Below are 18,652 nucleotides of genomic sequence, written 5' to 3'. Positions count from 1 at the left end.
TGGGTCGGGGCGCTCGGGCCGTGCTCCCGCTAGCGGGCGATGCTCTCGACGGGCCGCTGGGCGGAGACGGATGCCTCTCGCTCGTCGGCCGTGGGCGAGAGGGCGACGAAGGCCGAGGTGATGAACAGGTAGGACCCGAGGCCGACGGCGAGGGGGAAGATGAACTGCATCGCCGTGGCCCCGGGCAGGGTCTCGCCGGAGGGGTTCACCCGCACGCTCACGGCGAACATCCCGGTGTAGTGCATGCTGCTGACGGCCGCTCCCATGACGAGGGAGGCGACGGTGACCGCGAGGGGCGACTTGATGTTGAGCCCGGCCCACAGGGCCGCGGTCGCCGCCACGACGGCGATCAGCACCGACACTCCGACGAGTACGGGGTCGTACCGGATGTCGCCGTGCAGCCGGACCGCCGCCATGCCCAGGTAGTGCATGCTCGCGACGCCCACCCCGGTGGTGAGGCCGCCGAGGAGGAGCGCCCGGGTGCGGTCGCGGCTGTAGCCGACGGCGAAGACGCCGGCACAGACGACGACCATGGCGACGAGGAGGCTGAGGATGGTCAGCGGTACGTTGTAGCGGATGTCGGTGCCGCTGACGCGGAAGCCGAGCATGGCCACGAAGTGCATGGTCCAGATGCCGGTCCCGATGGCGGAGGCCGCAGTGACGAGCCAGTTGCGGCGCGAGCGGCCGGTGGTGGCGAGCGCGCGGACGGTGCAGCGCAGTCCGAGCGCGGCGCCCACGCAGGCCATGAGGTACGACAGCACGGGGGTCAGCCAGCCGAAGGCGGCGTGGTCCAGGTGTCCCATGGCCAAGGGACGCTAGGGGGGCACGGGCGCACAAAGGGGGCGCATTTCGAAAGGTGTTGGAATATGACACCTGGATGCGACGGAACGATCGGGTCCGGCCCGAACATGTGCACCTATGTATCCCCCGCGACGGTGAGGAATTATGCGGAACATGAGCGACGACCACACACACGTCCAGGAGTTCTTCACCGCCCGTGCGGCCGACTGGGACAGCCGGTTCCCCGACGACGGTCCCGCCTACGCGGCGGCCGTCGCCGATCTCGGGCTGCGGCCGGGCGACAGCGTGCTGGACGCGGGCTGCGGAACGGGGCGCGCCCTGCCGCCGTTGCGGGCCGCCGTGGGGGCGTCCGGGGTGGTGCTGGGCGCCGATCTGACGCCGGCGATGCTGCAGGCGGCCGTTCGGGCGGGCCGCGGCCGGAACGGGCACCTGCTGCTGGCGGACGTCGCCGCGCTGCCGCTGCGGTCCGGGTCACTGGACGCGGTGTTCGCGGCCGGACTGATCGCCCATCTGCCGCGCCCGGAGGAGAACCTGCGGGAGCTTGTCCGGGTGGTGCGGCCCGGCGGCACGCTGGCGTTGTTCCATCCCATCGGCCGCGCGGCACTGGCGGCGCGCCAGGGTCGGCAGGTCACACCCGACGACCTGCGCGCCGAGACAAACCTCCGTCCATTGCTGACCCGTTCGGGGTGGAACATGACGTCCTACGTCGACGAGGACGCCCGTTTCCTCGCGCTCGCGGTACGCGGACGCGACAACTGAACGCCGTATTCACTGAGAGCCGGGCGGGTCAGTCCGCTCCGGCCACGGCCGCCGCGAAGGCGTCCAGGTTGTCGAACATGACGTTGTGCCCGGCGCCCGGCACGGTCACGACGCGCACCCCGGCGGCTTCCAGGCTCTCCCGGCCCGCCGGTTCGCCGCTCTCCTCACCCTGGAGGTAGACCCGCTCGACGGGCAGCTTCTCCAGGATCGTGCGCATCACGGGGTCCGAGCCCCGGCACAGGCCGACGGCACTGCGGTGCAGGGCGCGGATCGGCCAGCCGCGTGGTGACCGTACACAGCGGACCGACGGTCTCCAGCACACGCGCGTGCTACCCGCCCGCCCAGGCGGCCGTACTGCGCCGCCGGCCCGTCTTTCCGGAGGAGCCGGCGAGCTTCTTCCACGACGATGACCGGCCGCTGGGCGCGGAGGAACCGGACGACCCGTTCCGGCGCGGTGTCCTCACATCGCGCGTGCCACGAGCCGGGCCGAACTGGCCTGGCTGCGCGACACCCTCGCCTCACTCGACGGCGTCGGCCGCTGAGGTGTCCTGGTGCCGAACCGGGCAGCCCCGCAGTCCGGGAACCGGGCGGGTACCCAGCTCCGCCACCCGGTAGCCGTCCGGATAGCCCTTGATCTCCCGGTTCTGCCGTGCGAAGTGCGGGGCACGGCGCGGCGGCAGCAGCCGGACAAGCCGGCCACGCGCGCGAACGGCCCGACGCACGAACGCCGAGGCGGCCGCGCCGGGCGGGGTGTAACGGAAGGCGCGCAGCAGCGGCTCGTCGAGCAAGGCGAGCGTCGCGGTGCGCAGCAACGGCGCCAGAGGGCGCGGATACCAGGACGCCATCAGGTCGAGTGTGGCGTCCGATACCTGCCGGGACTGCTCGTCCCAGCCGAAGTGCTCCTCCTCGTACGCGTCGAGAAGCGCCTCGAACTCCTCGTACGTCTCCGGGATGCCAGGAATTCCCATCTGCCGACCGAGAGTGCGGTAGTACTCGGTCGCGGCGACGATCTCGTGTCGCGACAGCCGCCGCCAGCCGTAGGCGTCGATCCAGCGCCTCGGCATCACGACGAAGGTGCTCAGCACATACCGCATGTCGTCGTCGCTGATGTCGTAACTGCGGTGCATCCGGTTGATGCGGCGGATCGCGGTACGGCCCTCCTCGGAGGCGAAGCCGTGCTCGACCACGGTGTCGAGGAGCAGGGCGGTGTCGTCGTACCGCTTCTGCGTGCGCTCGGTCAGCTCCGCCGTCCGCGCGAGCAGCCGCCCGATGCTCGGCACCGCGTACGTGCGATACAGGGCCAGCTCCAAGGCGCGCGTGTAGTCCCAGGGGAACTCGAACGCCACGCTGAGCCGGTAGATCTCCAGGGCGTCCGCCACCGGGTCCAGCCGGCGGATCTGTCCGAGCCGCTCGAAGCGCTTCACCACGTCGTCCCCCTTCTGCCGCGGAAAGTCCAACTCTACGTTGGAGGAGAGCAGATGAACGATCGACGACGTCCCCGTTCGGGGGGAGGGTGGTCCGCGTGTTCGGTCAGATACGCAAGTACACCGCCAGACTCCGCACCTCCACGCACGCGCAGCCGGCGGACACCCGGGAGAGACGTGCGCACAACTTGTTCGAAGCGGCGGCCACTTATGTCGTGGCGCGTGCGGAGGACGATCAGGACCGGATCGAGGAGGCTGCGGCCTGGGTATCGCCGGAGGCGCTGTCGTTCGGAGTGAGCGAACTCGCCTGCCGGGCCGTCGTCGCGCTGGCCCGGGATCGCGACGAGTCGCCCGCGGCGGTGGCCCGTGATCTCCTCGGGCTGCCCACGGGCTGAACGGAAGCTCCCCGTCCGCAGTGGTCGTTTCGCCCCCGTCCAGGCGGAAACCTGCAGCTCCGCGTGGTGTGAGGAGTCGTGACAAGCGGCTTCCGCTCGCACTAGGGTGCGCGCCGATGGACGAACCACTGGGAGGCAGGGATGGCCGTAGCCGACGATGAGGCCGTCGCCGCCGCGGACGATGCGCTGTACGTTCTGACGGCGGTGCTGTTGACGCCGGCGCAGTTTCCGAGCGTTCTGGGCGACGACTACCCGGAGGCGTGCGCGGCGCTGGGACTCGCGCCGCTCGCCGACGGGTACGGCCTGGTGCTGGGCCAGGACGGCGACGGTGCGCGCTGGACGGTCGTGATCGACGACGTCTCGCTGGTCGCCGTGGCGATCGCGGCCTGGGACTGCGGCATGGAGTACGAGCTGTCCCCGGACGAGCGCGCGGTCGTGGCCGCCCTGCCGGGCTGGCCGCTGGCCGTCGCCGTCGCGGCTCCGGGTGTCCCCGCCCCGCACGACCCCGATCCCGAGGTGGCGGACCGGCCTGCGCTGAGCCCGCCGGACACCAGCGTCTGGGGACCGGCCCAGCGCCGCCTGGGCGCCGACGAGATAGCCCTGCAGTGGGCGGCATGGCGGGAGCAGATCAACGACGAGGAATTCTCCGTACCGGGCGGACGGACGACGCCGGGCGAGCCGGAGAAGGCCGAGCAGTCGTCGCCGGAGGGCGGGCATGGCGTGCCGCAGAGCGGCCACCGGGGGATCAGGCGGGTGCTCGCGGAGGCGCGCGGCTACGTCGACTCACCGCCGCCGCTCGGCCGGGTGCGCTCGTCGTTCGCCCCCGGTGATGCCCGTACGCTGCGCGCCGACGGCCCCGGCTGGTCGATCGTGGCCCGCACCGACGACATCGCCTTCGTCCTGCTCGACGACGAGCCAGGCGAGATCCTGCCGGTGGGCCGGGGCCCCGAGCTGCCAGGCCTGTTGGAAGCACTCGACAAGATGGCCGTACGGCCCATCTGAGGCCGGACGGGGCCGGGGCCGGCACGCGAGGCGGGGCGCCCCTGTGACCCACAGCGCAATGCCGGGCCTCCCTACGGCCTGCCGTCTGTCGCCGGACACGCACACGGTCACCGTTCGAGGGGCAACAAGCGGCGGCAAGCCCGCCATCCGGGGCCGGCGGACGATCCTGCCGCCGGCCGAGACCGGACGACGACCGAATGGCCCGGGGGTCGCGGGGCCGACACCACCGGTCTCGGGACTACATACGGCGATCTCGGGGCCGGGACTGCGGCACCCAGCCGCCGGCGTGCTCCACGACGGCCGTAAGGCCGGTGCTGAGCGCTGGTGGCCGCGCTCGGCACGAGGCTCCAGGCACACGCCCGGCGCTGCCGCGAGGGCCAGGCGCACCTCGTGGAACGGGCGCGCCGCCGAGGCCGGACGGGCCCCCGCAGTCACCTCCGCGCACCTCCCGGCGGCGCCCCCGGTCCCGTCAGCGGCCGAGTTCCTTGCGCGTCACCCTGCGGAGCCTGCGCCGCTGTGAGGGGTCCAGCGCCAGATACGCGGCCGCCGGAACCCCGACCACGACCAGGAACGCCACCCACCAGGGCAGCCAGATCAGCAGGATCAGCCCGACCGCCACACCCCCGACGGCGATCTTCGCGTTGTTCGACATGAGCGTCGCCTCCTTCACGGCCACTGCCGCTCTCTGCTCTGAGAACGGCCCCCCGCTCCCCGCGGTTCCTGAGCCCGCCCCTGAGACATCCCCGAGGCCCACCCTTAGTGGATGAGGCTCGCCGCCCTCGAGGCTCGCTGCCCTTGTGGATCGACGCGCGGCCTCACCCGCGCCGGACAACACCGTGATAGCACTCCACGCACCATCGTGCTCCTGGGCGGGCGAGTTCCCGATGCATTACGTTCCCGCGTGTGCCACGATCGTCGGCCATCACTCGAACAGCTTGTGAAGTGGGCCGGATCGCGAGGCCAGCTCGCCGGGGTCACCTCGGCGTGCTGCACCCTCGGCGACTCCGACCCCAGTAACCAAATTTGATGAGTGTGGGCAGAGCGGCCGCCGCTCTGGCGGGCCGGACGGAGGCCGACGGCCATCAAGTGGACGTGCGGCCCTCCGGTTGGCTGGACCGGCTCCGGGAACGGCTTACGGACACCGACACCGGAAGCGCCGTCGGCCGGTCGCCCGGGCAGGATTCCTGCCGGCGCACCGGACCGCGATCCGGCACCGGCACCGGCACCGGCGGCGGCACGGCTCGACTCCGACTCGCAGGACATGAACGGTTTCTGATGGCCTGTCGCCGCAATGACCACCGTGATCCGATGAGCGGCCGATGCCGGCCGTTCACCCCGCGGCCGTACGGCGTTCCTCATGGGGCCCAAGTCTGGCCGCTGTCAACGAACTTGTCCCCAGGAGGCCCGATGTCCCCGCACGATGCCGGCCGGCGCCGCATCCACCGTTCCGTCGCCACGGGACTGCCGCTGGCCCTGGCAGCCGCTCTCGTGGCGGCGGGAACGGCCACGGCGGCGCCGTCCCCGGACGCCCGCGTCATCCGCACGGCGACGCTCGGCGAGATCCCGCTCGGCGCATTCAGCAACGCACTGCTGCCCGGCAGCGTCGACGACGACCACGGGGTGAAGCTCGGCGGCATCGGCAGCGACATCTACCCGGCGGGCCGCAAGGGCGAGTACTGGACGGTGACCGACCGCGGCCCCAACGGCCAGATCAAGGTGGACGGCAAGAAGCGCCGCACCTTCCCGGTGCCGGGATTCGACCCCACGATCGTGAAGATCCGGGTCTGCGGAGACAGGGTCCAGGTCATCGACGCCATCCCGCTGACCACATCCAGCGGGAAGGCCGTCACCGGGCTGCCCGATCAGCAGAGCCGCGACGAGGCGCCGTACACCTACGATGCGAAGACGCCGCTCTCGTACAACCCGAACGGCCTCGACACCGAGGGCATCGTGGGCGCCGCGGACGGTACGTTCTGGCTCGTCGACGAGTACGGCCCCTCGCTGATACACGTCTCCACGCGCGGGCAGGTGCTCACCCGGTACGTACCCAAGGGGCTCGGCCTGACGGGCGCCGACTACCCGGTCGTGGAGGCGCTGCCGTCGATCTTCCTGCACCGCAAGATCAACCGGGGTTTCGAGGGGCTGGCGCAGCTTCCCGACGGTGACCTGGTGATGGCTCTGCAGAGCCCGCTGTCGCTGCCGGACACGGGCGCCGGGGACGCCTCGCGCACCACCCGGCTGCTGCGCTTCTCGCCGCGCCAGAAAGCCGTCACCGCCGAGTACGCCTACCGGTTCGACCCGGTGAACGTGGTCGACCCGAGCGAGGACGACACCTCCGAACTGAAGATCTCCTCGATCGTCGCAGTGGGCGGCGACCGGCTGCTCGTCGAGGAGCGCACGGACAAGGCGGCGCGGCTCCAACTGGTACGACTGGGGCGCGAGTCGAGCATTTTCGGCGGCCCCTGGGACGACGACACGACCTCGCCTTCCCTGGAGCAGCTGGACGATCCTGCCGCCGCCGGTGTGCCGGTACTGGCCAAGCGGCTCGTGGTCGACCTCAACAAGGTCGACGGCGTTCAGCAGAAGATCGAGGGCATCGCGCGCGTGGACCACGACACGCTCGCCTTGATCAACGACAACGACTTCGGGATGGCCGACGGCGCAGGCGCCTTCGACGCGCAGGGCCGACTGGTCGACAGCGGGATCAAGACGACCGTCGTGTACGTCCGGCTGCCCGAGGGGCTGTGACGTTCCTCGACCGGACAGTCCGGAAAGTGGACTGATGGAGGGCCGGGACGGCACATGCCGCCCCGCCCTCCGTGCGTTCAGTCTCGCGCGCCCAGCAGGTGATCCATCGCAAGCTGGTCGAGACGCTCGAACGCCATGCCGCATGCGGCGGCCGCCTCGACGTCGAAGTCCTCGAAGGCGGTGCGATCGGCGAGCAGGGCCTGCAGGCCGTCGACGGCGGTCGGCTGGGCCAACTGGTCCAGACGCGAGTCCCGCAGCGCCTGCCGGACCTCCGGGTCGGCGCGGAAGGCCGCGGCGCGCTCCTTGAGGATGAGGTAGTTGCGCATGCAGCCTGCCGCCGAGGCCCAGACGCCGTCGAGGTCCTCGGTCCGCGGCGGCTTGAAGTCGAAGTGCCGCGGCCCCTGGTAGCCGGCGCTCTCCAGCAGGTCCACCAGCCAGAACGCCGCCCGCAGGTCCCCGGCGCCGAACCGCAGGTCCTGGTCGTACTTGATGCCGGACTGGCCGTTGAGGTCGATGTGGAACAGCTTGCCCGCCCACAGGGCCTGAGCGATTCCGTGCGGGAAGTTCAGGCCGGCCATCTGCTCGTGGCCGACCTCCGGGTTCACGCCGTACAGCTCGGGGCGTTCCAGGCGCTCGATGAAGGCCAGCGCGTGGCCGACGGTGGGCAGCAGGATGTCGCCGCGCGGCTCGTTCGGCTTGGGCTCGATGGCGAAGCGGATGTCGTAGCCCTGGGCGGTGACGTACTCGCCCAGCAGGTCGAAGGCCTCCTTCATCCGGTCCAGCGCCACGCGCACGTCCTTGGCGGCGCCGGACTCCGCGCCCTCGCGGCCGCCCCAGGCGACGTATGTCTTCGCACCCAGCTCGACGGCAAGGTCGATGTTGCGGATCGTCTTGCGCAGCGCGTAGCGGCGCACGTCGCGGTCGTTGGCGGTGAACGCGCCGTCCTTGAACACGGGGTGCGTGAACAGGTTCGTGGTGGCCATCGGCACGGTCATGCCCGTGGCGTCCAGGGCCTGGCGGAACCGCTTGACGTGCGACTCACGCTCGGTCTCCGACGCCCCGAACGGGATGAGGTCGTCGTCGTGGAAGGTCACCCCGTAGGCGCCGAGCTCGGCCAGGCGCCGCACCGTCTCGACCGGGTCCAGGGCGCGACGGGTGGCGTCGCCGAACGGGTCCCTTCCCTGCCAGCCGACGGTCCACAGGCCGAAGGTGAACCTGTCCTCGGGGGTGGGCTGGAAGTTCATACCGCGGCTCCTTGCTGCGTTGCGACTATTTCGTCATGGCTGTTTACAAATTAGTATGCGCTCGCGCCTCTGGGAAGAGACAAGATGTCTTTGTCCCGCAGAGTCGTGGAAAGTCACGGAAATCGCGGAACGTCGCGGAAAAGGGAGAGCCCGATGTCAGCAGCCGAGGGTCCGCTCGTCGTCGGCGTGGACACATCCACCCAGTCCACGAAGGCACTGGTCGTCGACGCGGCCACCGGCCAGGTGGTGGCGAGCGGTCAGGCGCCGCACACCGTGTCCGCCGGCGCGGGCCGCGAGAGCGACCCGCGTCAGTGGTGGGACGCGCTGTGCGAGGCATTGCGCCAGTGCGGTGACGCGGCGCACGAGGCGGCCGCCGTGTCGATCGGCGGCCAGCAGCACGGGCTGGTCACCCTGGACGAGCGGGGCGAGCCGGTGCGTCCGGCGCTGCTGTGGAACGACGTACGCTCGGCACCGCAGGCCCGTCGACTGGTGGAGGAACTGGGCGGGCCGAAGGCCTGGGCGGAGCGGACCGGCAGCGTGCCCGGCGCATCCTTCACGGTCACCAAGTGGGCGTGGCTGGCCGAGCACGAGCCGGAGTCGATCCGTGCGACCAACGCGGTACGGCTCCCCCACGACTACCTCACCGAGCGCCTGACCGGGCAGGGCACCACCGACCGCGGCGACGCGTCCGGCACCGGCTGGTGGGCGTCCGGCACGGAGACGTACGACGCGGAGACCCTCGCGCACGTCGGTCTCGACCCGGCGCTGCTGCCGCGGGTGGTGCGGCCGGGAGAGGTGGCCGGCACCGTGCGCGACAGCCACGACCTGCCGTTCTCCAAGGGCACGCTGGTCGCCCCGGGCACCGGCGACAACGCGGCGGCAGCGCTCGGTCTCGGTCTGCGGCCCGGCACCCCGGTGCTCAGCCTCGGCACGTCCGGCACCGTGTACGCCGTCTCCAGGCGCCGCCCGGCCGATCCGACCGGCACAGTGGCGGGGTTCGCCGACGCGCACGGTGACTGGCTCCCCCTGGCCTGCACCCTCAACTGCACGCTCGCCGTGGACCGCGTCGCGGCGCTGCTGAGCCTGGACCGCGAGGCGGTGGCGTCCGGCGGCTCCGTGACCCTGCTGCCGTACCTGGACGGCGAGCGCACCCCCAACCTGCCGAACGCCTCCGGCCTCCTGCACGGCCTGCGCCACGACACGACGGCCGGGCAGCTGCTGCAGGCCGCGTACGACGGCGCCGTGCACGCGCTGCTGGGGGCGCTCGACCTGGTCCTCGACGAGGACGCGGACCGCAGCACCCCGCTGCTGCTGATCGGCGGCGGAGCGCGCGGCACGGCCTGGCAGCAGACGGTACGGCGGCTGTCCGGACGGCCGGTCCAGGTCCCCGAGTCCAGGGAACTGGTCGCCCTCGGAGCCGCGGCACAGGCCGCGGCCCTGCTCACCGGCGAGGCCCCGCCCGCGGTGGCCCGCCGCTGGAACACGGCCGCGGGGCCGGTGCTGGACGCAGTGGAACGGGACCAGGAGACGCTGGAGCGGATCACCGGGGTACTCTCCGACGCGGCCCCGCTGCTGGAGCGCGGGCCGCAGACCACCCCGCGCGCATGAGCCGGGCGGCAGACACCGAGGACTGACTTCAGGCATGACCGCACCGCTGCACGAGGCCCGCGCGCCGGGCGCCGGCCGCGCCCTGCCGGACACCCAGCAGGGCATGCGCCGGCGCAATCTGGCGCGCGTGCTGCACGCCGTCAGCGCGGAGGGTTCGCTGTCGCGGGCCGCAGTCGCCTCGCGCATCGGGCTGACACGGGCGGCCGTGTCGACGCTGGTGGACGAGCTGATCCGGTGGGGTCTGCTGGAGGAACTGGGTCCGGAGCGGCCGGGCCGGGTGGGGCGGCCCGGGTCGGCGCTCGCGGTGAGCAGCCGCGGTCCGGCGGGCATCGGCGCCGAGATCGGCGTCGACCACCTCGCGGTGTGCGCGGTCGACCTGCGCGGCGTCGTCCGGGCGCGGGCCGTGCGGCACGGGGCGAACCGTGGCCGGCCGGTTGCACCGGTGGTCGAGGAACTGACCGAGCTGGTGCGCCGGGTCGTCGCGGAAGCGGAGCGGGAGGCGCTCTGGCCCGCCGGGCTCGCGGTCGCCGTGCCCGGACTGGTGGCGCGGGACGGCCGTACGGTCGTACGCGCTCCGAACCTCGACTGGCACGACACCGACCTGGGCGCCCTGCTGCCCGACCTGTGGCCGCTGACCGTGGACAACGAGGCCAACTTCGGTGCGCTCGCCGAGCTGTGGCTGGGCGAGGGCACGCCGTGCGACTTCCTGCACGTGTCGGCCGAGATCGGCATCGGCGCCGCGGTCGTCGTGGACGGCGGACTGCTGCGTGGCACCCGCGGCTTCGCGGGCGAGCTGGGTCACGTGCCGGTGCGGCCGGACGGACCGCCCTGTCCGTGCGGCGGCCGGGGCTGCCTGGAGCAGTACGCCGGCGAGGAGGCGGTGCTGCGCGCGACGGGGCTGGAGCCGCGCGAGGATCTGGTGGGCCTGCTCGCGGAGTGCGCCGAACAGGGCGACGAGAGCGTACGGGCAGCCCTGCGCGACGCCGGTACGGCGCTCGGCATCGCCCTGACCGGGGCGGTCAACCTCCTCGACCCCGAGACGGTGGTCCTGGGCGGCGCCCTGGCGGGCCTCTCTCCCTGGCTGCTGCCGTCCCTGGAGACGGAGCTGACGAGCCGTACGGCGGGCCCGTCCTGCCCGGTGACGGTGTCCCGGCTGGGCCCCGAGGGCCCGCTGCTGGGCGCGGCGCATTCGGTCGTCCGGGGCGTGCTGGACGATCCGGCGGTGGTGGCGGAACGTTCCTGACGGCTCGGATCGAGTCGCCAGGGGCCCCGCGCCGTCGAGATCCGGGGCGGCGCGGCCGCCTGTGTTCACCCGATCGGGTGGCCGGGTTTTCCACAAGTGGAGGCTTCTCCACGGATGCGGTGTGCGCTCTTCTGCCCAACCCGCCCGCGCCGTACCGTGATTCACGCGAGGCACCGGCTGGCGGACCGTCAAGGCCGCCGGATGCCGAACCGTTGACGGTATTTCACGCGCGTCGGGTGGTAGTGGGCTGACAGGCATCGGGGGACACACATGCACGAGGAGAAGACCGGGGTGCTGCGGAGCGACGCCGTCGGGTTGCGCGAAGTGCTGTTCCAGAGCGTCACGGCGATGGCGCCGGCGGCCGCCGTGGCCGCGTCGATCCCGGCCGGGGCCGCCTTCGCGGGCGGCAGCCTGCCGCTGGCGGTGCTGATCGCCCTCGTGGCCTGTCTGTTCACGGCGTCGTGCGTGGCCGAGCTGGCCCGGGAGCTGCCGGCCGCCGGCTCGGTGGCCACATATGCGGCGCGGGGGCTGCACCCCGCCGTCGGGTTCCTGGTCGGCTGGGGTTACGTCTTCGTAGAGATGCTGGTCCCTCCGCTGCTGCTTCTCCAACTGGGCTTCACGGCGGCGGGCACGCTGCACGAGGAGTGGTCCTGGTACCCGGCGGGCCTGTGGTGGCCGTGGTCCCTGGCGGGCGCCGGCGTGATCACCGTCGCCGGTTACCTGGGGGTCCGCGCCTCGGCCCGCTTCGGCACCGTCCTCGGCGTCTTCGAGATCCTCGTCTTCCTGGTGTTCGCGGTCCTGCTCATCGGCAAGGCGGGCAACGCCAACACTCTGTCCGTTTTCGGGACTTCGCACACCGCCGTCGGCTACGCCGGGATCAGTGGTGTGTTCGCCGGATCCGTGTACACGGTGCTGGCGTTCGCGGGGTTCGAGGCCGCCGCACCCCTCGCCGAGGAGACACGCGACCCCCGGCGGACGATGCACCGCGCGGTCCTCGGAGCGGCCCTGGGCATCGGCCTGTTCTATGTCGTCACGACGTATGCGATGACCGTCTACTTCGGCCCGGACCGCTTCGCGAAGTTCGGTGCCTCGGGTGCGGCCTCCTGGGACGGCGTCGCCCGGGCCTCCTTCGGCCTCTTCTGGGTTCTGGTCTTCCTGGCGGTGATCAACTCCACGATCGCCAACGCCAACGCGTGCGCCAACGTCTCGACCCGTACGGCCTTCGCCCTGGCCCGAATCCGGGTCCTGCCCCGCCTGCTCGCCACGCTCCACCCACGGCACCGCTCCCCCGTGGCCCGTATCGCACTGCAGACCGTCGTGGCGGTCGCGGCGGTCCTGGGACTCGGTTTCGGCTATGACCCCGTCACCGCGTTCCTGCTGCTCGCCACGGTGATCGTCACGGTCGTCGTCGGTGTCTACATCGTCGTGAACCTCGCCTGCGCCGGCTACTTCCTGCGGGCCGGCCGGGCCGCCCTCAAGCCGGTACGGCATCTGCTGTTCCCGGTGCTCGGCATCGCCGCCTTCGTCCCCGCACTCATGACGGCCGCCGGCCTCCCGGTCTTCGACTTCGTCACCGAACTGACGGCCCCGGTGTCCTACGCCGGCCCGATCGTCGGCATCTGGATGGCGGCCGGCGTGCTGGTGCTGCTCCTGCTGATACGGCGTCACCCCGAGCGCATAGCCGAGACCGCTCGGGTGCACCTCGACACGTACGACCCAGCCGGTCCCCGCCAGGACGGGACCGTGCCCCGCTGACCTGCCGGACCCTCTTCCGTCAGAAGGGACCCCCTCCACGATGACAGACCCCCGGATCCTCACCGTGCGCCCGGAACCGGACTCGTACGCCTGGACGTTCGGCGGCGCACCGCCCGTGGCGCGGATTGCGCCCGGCACGGTTCTCGACCTGTACACGGAGGACTGCTTCGCCGGCCGGGTGCGCTCCGAGAAGGACCTCGTCTCCGAGGTCTGCGAGTTCCCGTTCCTGAATCCGCAGACCGGCCCCTTCCACATCGAGGGCGCCGAACCGGGCGACACGGTCGCCGTGCACTTCGTGTCGATCGAGCCGGCCCGCGACTGGGCGGCGTCGACGACGGTCCCGCTCTTCGGCGCGCTCACCTCCACGCACACCACGGCCACGCTGCAGCCCCCACTGCCGGAACGCGTCTGGATCTGGCAGCTGGACCGCGCGCGGCGCACCGCCCTCTTCCAGGCGCAGGACAGCGACATCGAGGTGGAGCTGCCCATGGACCCCATGCACGGCACGGTGGGCGTGGCCCCCGCCAATCTCGAGGTGCGCTCGGCCCTGGTGCCGGACGCGCACGGCGGGAACATGGACACCCCCGAGATGCGGGCCGGCGTCACCTGCTATCTGGGCGTCAACGTCGAGGGCGCCCTGCTCAGCCTCGGCGACGGGCACGCCCGGCAGGGCGAGGGCGAGACCTGCGGCGTGGCCGTGGAGTGCGCGATGAACACCGTGGTGGTCGTCGAGCTCCTCAAGGATGTCGCCACGCCGTGGCCCCGGCTGGAGTCGGACACTCACATCATCTCCACCGGCTCAGCCCGCCCGCTGGAGGACGCGTTCCGGATATCGCAGCTGGACCTGGTGCAGTGGCTGGCGCGCGACTACGGGTTCAGTGAGCCGGACGCGTACCAATTCGCAACCCAGACGGTGGAATCGCCGTTGGCCAACGTGTGCGACACGAACTACACGTGCGTGGCCAAGCTGCGCAAGGAGTGGCTGCCGGCCCGCGAGACGTACCGGGGTGTGCACGCGCGGCTGCGGGAAACCGCGCGGGCCCTGCGGGGCTGACACCGACCACGTCCCGAAGACGCCCTCCGGACCGGTGACGCCCCTGCACCCTCACCCCACAACTCCTGACGCCCCCCACACCCCCGAAAGGCACCCGCCGATGGACATGGACATGGACCCGGCCGGAGCTGCGCAGCACAGCGAGCCGGAGCAACCGGCGAGCGAGGCCGAGCCGCGCCTGAGCAGACGACGGCTGCTGAAGGGCGCGGCGCTCGCCGCCGTCCCCTACGCGCTGTTTCCCGACCCACGCGCCGGTGCGCAGACCGCGTCCGTCGACTACCCGCCCGCCGAGTGGCAGCCGGCGAGCACCTCCAACTACACCGCGTCCGACCGCCCCGGCGGTTACGCCATCGACCGCGTGATCATCCATGTCACGCAGGAGACGTACGCCAACACGCTGGCGATCTTCGAGAATCCGGAGAAAAAGGTCTCCGCGCACTATCTGGTCCGCTCGGCGGACGGGCACGTCGCGCAGTGCGTGCACGAGGCCGACATCGCGTGGCACGCGGGCGACTGGGACTACAACACCCGCAGCATCGGCATCGAGCACGAAGGCTGGGTGGACCAGCCGGTCTACTTCACCAACGCCCTCTACGAGGAATCGGCCAAGCTCACTGCGGCGATCTGCGACACGTACGGCATCCCGAAGGACAGGGAGCACATCATCGGCCACTACCAGGTGCCCGGCACCGATCACACCGACCCGGGCCCGTACTGGGACTGGGACCGCTACCTCAGGCTGGTCAACTTCGCGTAGCGGGAAGACGATGATCGCGGGACCGATGTCACTGTTTCACCGTCGGGGAGGACGAGTTGACCGATCCGTGGGTGGCCCTGGAGGCGGGGGCCGACCCCGCCGAGCGGATCCGTGTGCTGCGCCGGGCGCACGAGACGTTCACCACGGTGGGCACGGTGCCGCGCCCGGTGCGGTCGGTGGTGGCGGAGTCGTGGCGGCGCAGCGCGCGGGCCGGCGTCGGGCCGGACGGCACCGCCAGCGTGGAGCTGACCGACGGCGACCTCGGCGCATACCGGGCGGAGCACCGGCTGGCGAGGGTGATGCCGTTGTTCCGGGAGCTGCTCGGCACGTTCGCGGCCGACGGCGAGCATCTGCTGGCGGTGTGCGACGCGCACGGCAGGCTGCTGTGGGTCGAGGGACACCCGGTGACCCGGCGCCGGGCGGACGGGATGAACTTCGTACCGGGGGCGAGCTGGTCGGAGAGCGCGGTCGGCACGAACGCGCCGGGGACCGCGGTCGCCGTGGACCGGCCGGTGCAGGTGTTCGCCGCGGAGCACTTCATACGGCAGGTCCAGCCATGGACGTGTGCGGCGGCACCGGTGCACGATCCGCGCACCGGGCAGGTCCTGGGCGCCGTGGACATCACCGGCGGGGACGGGCTGGCGCATCCGCACAGCCTCGGGTTCGTGCGGGCGGTGGCGCGGGCCGCGGAGGCACAGCTCGCGCTGCTCGATCCGCCGGGGAGCGCGGTGGACACGCCGCTGCTCGGCGCGCTGGGCCGGGACGAGGCCGAGTTCGTCGTGGGCGGCAACCGGATCCGGCTCAGCCGGCGGCACAGCGAGATCCTCGTGCTGCTGGCCCGGCACCCCGAGGGGCTGAGCGGTGACGAGCTGCTGTGCGCGCTGTACGCGGACGAGTCGGTGACACCGGTGACCCTGCGAGCCGAACTGGCCCGGCTGCGCAGGCTGTTGGGTCCCGGCCTGCTTGCCTCGCGGCCCTACCGGCTGACGGCCGCGGTCGAGTCGGACGTCACCGTGGTGGAGCGGCGGCTGCGGGCGGGCGCGGTCACGGCGGCGGCGGAGGCGTACACCGGCCCGCTGCTGCCCGGTTCGCAGGCGCCTGCGATCGTACGGCTGCGGTACCGCCTCGCGGCCGAGCTGCGAACGGCACTCGTCGCGCACCGCGACCCGGACCTGCTGGCGGACTGGGCGCACGCGCCGTGGGGCGAGGGCGATCTGGAGGTGTGGCGGGCGCTGGCCGCGGTGCGGCCCACGGCGCCGGTGCGGTCCCGGCTCGCCGCGCTGGAGGCGGAGCTGGCGGCACCGGCCGGCCGGACGCCGCGGCGGGCCCGCGGCGCAACGTGGTTGCAACGTCCGCCCGCCTAGCCTCGCGCCCGGGAGCTGCCCAACGGCGGGCAGCGCTGCACCGGGAGGCAGACCAGCATGACTCGTTACGCGGCGCCGGGCACCGAAGGCGCGATCGTCTCCTACCAGGCGCGCTACGACCACTTCATCGGCGGGGAATACGTGCCGCCGCTGCGCGGGCAGTACTTCGAGAATCCGTCGCCGGTCAACGGACAGCCGTTCACCGAGATCGCCCGCGGTACCGCGGAGGACGTGGAGCGGGCGCTGGACGCGGCGCACGAGGCCGCGCCGGCGTGGGGCCGTACGCCGGTGGCGGAGCGCAGCGACATCCTGCTGAAGATCGCCGACCGCATGGCGGCCAACCTCGAAGCCCTCGCGGTGGCGGAGAGCTGGGAGAACGGCAAGCCGGTCCGCGAGACGCTGGCGGCGGACATCCCGCTGGCGATCGACCACTTCCGTTACTTCGCGGGTGCGATCCGGGCGCAGGAGGGGTCGCTCGGCGAGATCGACGACGACACGGTGGCGTACCACTTCCACGAGCCGCTCGGGGTCGTCGCGCAGATCATCCCGTGGAACTTCCCGATTCTCATGGCGGCGTGGAAGCTCGCGCCGGCGCTGGCCGCTGGCAACGCGGTCGTCCTCAAGCCGGCCGAGCAGACCCCGGCCTCCATCCACTACTGGGTCGGGCTGATCGCGGACCTGCTGCCGCCCGGCGTACTGAACATCGTCAACGGCTTCGGTGTGGAGGCGGGCAAGCCGCTGGCGTCCAGCCCGCGCGTGGCGAAGGTGGCGTTCACCGGGGAGACCACGACGGGGCGGCTGATCATGCAGTACGCCTCCGAGAACATCAAGCCCGTCACCCTGGAGCTCGGCGGCAAGTCGCCCAACATCTTCTTCGACGACGTCTGGGCGCACGACGACGACTTCCGCGACAAGGCGCTCGAGGGCTTCACCATGTTCGCGCTCAACCAGGGCGAGGTCTGCACCTGCCCGTCCCGGGCGCTGGTCCAGCGCGGTCACTACGCGGAGTTCCTCCAGGCGGCGGTCGAACGCACCCGGCAGATCAAGCCGGGCCACCCGCTCGACACCGACACGATGATCGGCGCCCAGGCCTCCAACGACCAGCTGGAGAAGATCCTCTCCTACCTGGACATCGGCCGGCAGGAGGGCGCGAAGGTCCTCACCGGCGGCGAGCGCATCGAGTACGACGGCGAGCTCAAGGGCGGCTACTACGTCCAGCCGACCGTCTTCGAGGGCGACAACCGCATGCGGATCTTCCAGGAGGAGATCTTCGGCCCGGTCGTCTCGGTGGCCTCCTTCGACGACTTCGACGACGCCATCAAGATCGCCAACGACACCCTGTACGGCCTCGGCGCGGGCGTGTGGACCCGGGACGCCAACACCGCCTACCGCGCGGGCCGTGCGATCCAGGCGGGCCGGGTGTGGACGAACTGCTACCACGCCTACCCCGCGCACGCGGCGTTCGGCGGCTACAAGCAGTCCGGGATCGGCCGTGAGACGCACAAGATGATGCTGGAGCACTACCAGCAGACGAAGAACATTCTTTGTTCCTACAGCCCTCAGAAGCTTGGCTTCTTCTAGAGTCTGAAGTCGGTTGCCTGGAGGCATCGTTGCGCTCCAGGCAACCTGAAATAACGGCTACACTCTGTGATTAACTGGAGCCTTTCCGCTACTGCCTGACACCCAAGGGAGTCTCTCCCGGACCAGTCGTGGACCAAACGGCGCCGAATGACATCACCCCACGAGCCGCCCGCTCATGAGCGCCGCGAGTCCATGAGAACGCCTTCTGGCACCGCATCAGATCGAATGCCGGGCGTGCGTCCCATCACTCGCGCACCGACCGTCGCATTGGCTCTCAGCGGGTGACGTGTTTCTTCTGTGTGATCACGGGCGGGGGGCTTCGCGTATCGCTGCGGCTGCGCCGCAGTTCCACGCCACCCGGACGTCGTGCGGAGCTGCTCCTCGCGGTCACGGACGTCACCTTCGACTTCCCGGGACCGGCTCGAGACCACGGCCGAGCCGCCTGCGCGCGACCTCGTCGTCGAGTTCATGGGGCACCACATAGGGTTCCGGCATGGCTGGCGGGGGCGGCGAGCGCTTCGGGGACACCGCCAACTGTCCGCCCGGCGAAGGAAGCTGCCTCGGGCGCTCTCGGCCCACTTGCTCCTGAGCGCCGACGGCACCCGCGTCTCGACCACTTCGAGTGGACCAGTGCCGAGGCCCACCGGGAGGTGGCGAACGCCGGAAAACACGACAGGGTGCACGAGATCTTCTCCAGCACCGGGCGACCGGTTCGGTCACGGAAGGTGGTACCGCTTTCACCCCTGCCTGTTCCGGCCGCCGGCGTGATCCGATCGTGCCGAGGCACCCGCTGCGGGTATCCCGCTCCGTCGGGAAAAGGAGATCGCACAGGCAGTGGATCACCCTGTCGCGCTCTCCGGGTACCGTCGGGGTATGAGTCATCCGCACCCCGAGCTGAAAGCCGCCCCGCCCCTTCC

General features: G+C 71.6%; 15 protein-coding genes and 2 pseudogenes. 12 read left to right on the top strand and 5 right to left on the bottom strand.

What is annotated here, in order from left to right:
* Positions 1–29 precede the first annotated feature (29 nt).
* Complete coding sequence (locus tag ACWGJ5_RS41675; RefSeq protein ID WP_453314821.1) at positions 30–803, bottom strand: MHYT domain-containing protein; 774 nt, start codon at positions 801–803, stop codon at positions 30–32.
* Between the two features lie 151 nt (positions 804–954).
* Between ACWGJ5_RS41675 and ACWGJ5_RS41670 the strand changes: the two genes are divergently transcribed.
* Complete coding sequence (locus tag ACWGJ5_RS41670) at positions 955–1,560, top strand: class I SAM-dependent methyltransferase (protein ID WP_453314820.1); 606 nt, start codon at positions 955–957, stop codon at positions 1,558–1,560.
* A gap of 28 nt (positions 1,561–1,588) precedes the next feature.
* On the opposite strand, the pseudogene ACWGJ5_RS41665 reads toward ACWGJ5_RS41670, so the two are convergent.
* Positions 1,589–1,889 (bottom strand): annotated as a pseudogene (locus ACWGJ5_RS41665) (alpha/beta fold hydrolase); the annotation flags it as partial.
* Between the two features lie 4 nt (positions 1,890–1,893).
* Here ACWGJ5_RS41665 and ACWGJ5_RS41660 point away from each other — a divergent pair.
* Positions 1,894–2,102 (top strand): annotated as a pseudogene (locus tag ACWGJ5_RS41660) (PadR family transcriptional regulator); the annotation flags it as partial.
* Here ACWGJ5_RS41660 and ACWGJ5_RS41655 read toward each other — a convergent pair.
* Positions 2,079–2,984 carry an oxygenase MpaB family protein gene (locus ACWGJ5_RS41655; RefSeq protein ID WP_453314848.1) on the bottom strand — a complete coding sequence of 302 codons (906 nt, stop codon included), beginning with the start codon at positions 2,982–2,984 and terminating at the stop codon, positions 2,079–2,081. The pseudogene ACWGJ5_RS41660 and the gene ACWGJ5_RS41655 overlap by 24 nt on opposite strands.
* A 98-nt stretch (positions 2,985–3,082) precedes the next feature.
* Here ACWGJ5_RS41655 and ACWGJ5_RS41650 point away from each other — a divergent pair, with 98 nt between their 5' ends.
* A complete protein-coding gene (locus tag ACWGJ5_RS41650; RefSeq protein ID WP_453314819.1) occupies positions 3,083–3,379 on the top strand; it encodes a hypothetical protein in 297 nt (98 codons plus the stop codon).
* A gap of 141 nt (positions 3,380–3,520) precedes the next feature.
* Positions 3,521–4,381: a hypothetical protein gene (locus ACWGJ5_RS41645; protein ID WP_453314818.1), complete on the top strand. Its 861-nt coding sequence runs from the start codon at positions 3,521–3,523 to the stop codon at positions 4,379–4,381.
* 469 nt (positions 4,382–4,850) lie between these two features.
* Here the strand turns inward: ACWGJ5_RS41645 and ACWGJ5_RS41640 are convergent, their stop codons facing one another.
* Positions 4,851–5,033, bottom strand: a complete 183-nt coding sequence (locus ACWGJ5_RS41640; protein WP_385309961.1) for a hypothetical protein — start codon at positions 5,031–5,033, stop codon at positions 4,851–4,853.
* Positions 5,034–5,788: 755 nt separating this feature from the next.
* Between ACWGJ5_RS41640 and ACWGJ5_RS41635 the strand changes: the two genes are divergently transcribed.
* On the top strand, positions 5,789–7,129 hold the full coding sequence (locus tag ACWGJ5_RS41635; protein ID WP_453314817.1) for an esterase-like activity of phytase family protein: 1,341 nt from the start codon (positions 5,789–5,791) through the stop codon (positions 7,127–7,129).
* Positions 7,130–7,206: 77 nt separating this feature from the next.
* Here ACWGJ5_RS41635 and xylA read toward each other — a convergent pair whose 3' ends face one another.
* Positions 7,207–8,373 (bottom strand): xylose isomerase, encoded by a 1,167-nt coding sequence (gene xylA, locus ACWGJ5_RS41630; RefSeq protein ID WP_453314816.1) that lies wholly within the window; start codon positions 8,371–8,373, stop codon positions 7,207–7,209.
* A gap of 153 nt (positions 8,374–8,526) precedes the next feature.
* Here xylA and xylB point away from each other — a divergent pair, with 153 nt between their 5' ends.
* From xylB to exaC, 7 genes are all read left to right on the top strand, one after another.
* A complete protein-coding gene (gene xylB, locus ACWGJ5_RS41625) occupies positions 8,527–9,981 on the top strand; it encodes a xylulokinase (protein ID WP_453314815.1) in 1,455 nt (484 codons plus the stop codon).
* Positions 9,982–10,015: 34 nt separating this feature from the next.
* Positions 10,016–11,224: an ROK family protein gene (locus tag ACWGJ5_RS41620; RefSeq protein WP_453314814.1), complete on the top strand. Its 1,209-nt coding sequence runs from the start codon at positions 10,016–10,018 to the stop codon at positions 11,222–11,224.
* Positions 11,225–11,494: 270 nt separating this feature from the next.
* The gene (locus tag ACWGJ5_RS41615) at positions 11,495–12,979 is read left to right on the top strand and encodes an APC family permease (RefSeq protein ID WP_453314813.1); all 1,485 of its coding nucleotides are present in this window, start codon (positions 11,495–11,497) and stop codon (positions 12,977–12,979) included.
* Between the two features lie 40 nt (positions 12,980–13,019).
* Entirely contained in the window at positions 13,020–14,033 is a 1,014-nt protein-coding gene (locus ACWGJ5_RS41610; RefSeq protein WP_453314812.1) for an acetamidase/formamidase family protein, read from the top strand.
* 112 nt (positions 14,034–14,145) lie between these two features.
* Positions 14,146–14,790 carry an N-acetylmuramoyl-L-alanine amidase gene (locus ACWGJ5_RS41605; protein ID WP_453314847.1) on the top strand — a complete coding sequence of 215 codons (645 nt, stop codon included), beginning with the start codon at positions 14,146–14,148 and terminating at the stop codon, positions 14,788–14,790.
* A gap of 56 nt (positions 14,791–14,846) precedes the next feature.
* Complete coding sequence (locus ACWGJ5_RS41600; RefSeq protein WP_453314811.1) at positions 14,847–16,154, top strand: GAF domain-containing protein; 1,308 nt, start codon at positions 14,847–14,849, stop codon at positions 16,152–16,154.
* Between the two features lie 57 nt (positions 16,155–16,211).
* Positions 16,212–17,735 carry an acetaldehyde dehydrogenase ExaC gene (gene exaC, locus ACWGJ5_RS41595; RefSeq protein WP_453314810.1) on the top strand — a complete coding sequence of 508 codons (1,524 nt, stop codon included), beginning with the start codon at positions 16,212–16,214 and terminating at the stop codon, positions 17,733–17,735.
* Positions 17,736–18,652: the final 917 nt, after the last annotated feature.

The sequence above is a fragment of the Streptomyces sp. NPDC054783 genome, assembly GCF_053611725.1.
Note: the sequence above shows the minus strand (reverse complement) of the source record. Positions and strands in the feature narration are given on the sequence as shown.

Bases quoted from the DNA above. Each gene is read 5' to 3' on its own strand.
- ACWGJ5_RS41645 (WP_453314818.1), top strand. From the start codon at position 3,521: ATGGCCGTAGCCGACGATGAGGCCGTCGCCGCCGCGGACGATGCGCTG.
- xylB (WP_453314815.1), top strand. From the start codon at position 8,527: ATGTCAGCAGCCGAGGGTCCGCTCGTCGTCGGCGTGGACACATCCACC.
- xylA (WP_453314816.1), bottom strand. From the start codon at position 8,373: ATGAACTTCCAGCCCACCCCCGAGGACAGGTTCACCTTCGGCCTGTGG.
- exaC (WP_453314810.1), top strand. From the start codon at position 16,212: ATGACTCGTTACGCGGCGCCGGGCACCGAAGGCGCGATCGTCTCCTAC.
- ACWGJ5_RS41640 (WP_385309961.1), bottom strand. From the start codon at position 5,033: ATGTCGAACAACGCGAAGATCGCCGTCGGGGGTGTGGCGGTCGGGCTG.
- ACWGJ5_RS41675 (WP_453314821.1), bottom strand. From the start codon at position 803: ATGGGACACCTGGACCACGCCGCCTTCGGCTGGCTGACCCCCGTGCTG.
- ACWGJ5_RS41605 (WP_453314847.1), top strand. From the start codon at position 14,146: ATGGACCCGGCCGGAGCTGCGCAGCACAGCGAGCCGGAGCAACCGGCG.
- ACWGJ5_RS41620 (WP_453314814.1), top strand. From the start codon at position 10,016: ATGACCGCACCGCTGCACGAGGCCCGCGCGCCGGGCGCCGGCCGCGCC.
- ACWGJ5_RS41635 (WP_453314817.1), top strand. From the start codon at position 5,789: ATGTCCCCGCACGATGCCGGCCGGCGCCGCATCCACCGTTCCGTCGCC.
- ACWGJ5_RS41670 (WP_453314820.1), top strand. From the start codon at position 955: ATGAGCGACGACCACACACACGTCCAGGAGTTCTTCACCGCCCGTGCG.
- ACWGJ5_RS41615 (WP_453314813.1), top strand. From the start codon at position 11,495: ATGCACGAGGAGAAGACCGGGGTGCTGCGGAGCGACGCCGTCGGGTTG.
- ACWGJ5_RS41610 (WP_453314812.1), top strand. From the start codon at position 13,020: ATGACAGACCCCCGGATCCTCACCGTGCGCCCGGAACCGGACTCGTAC.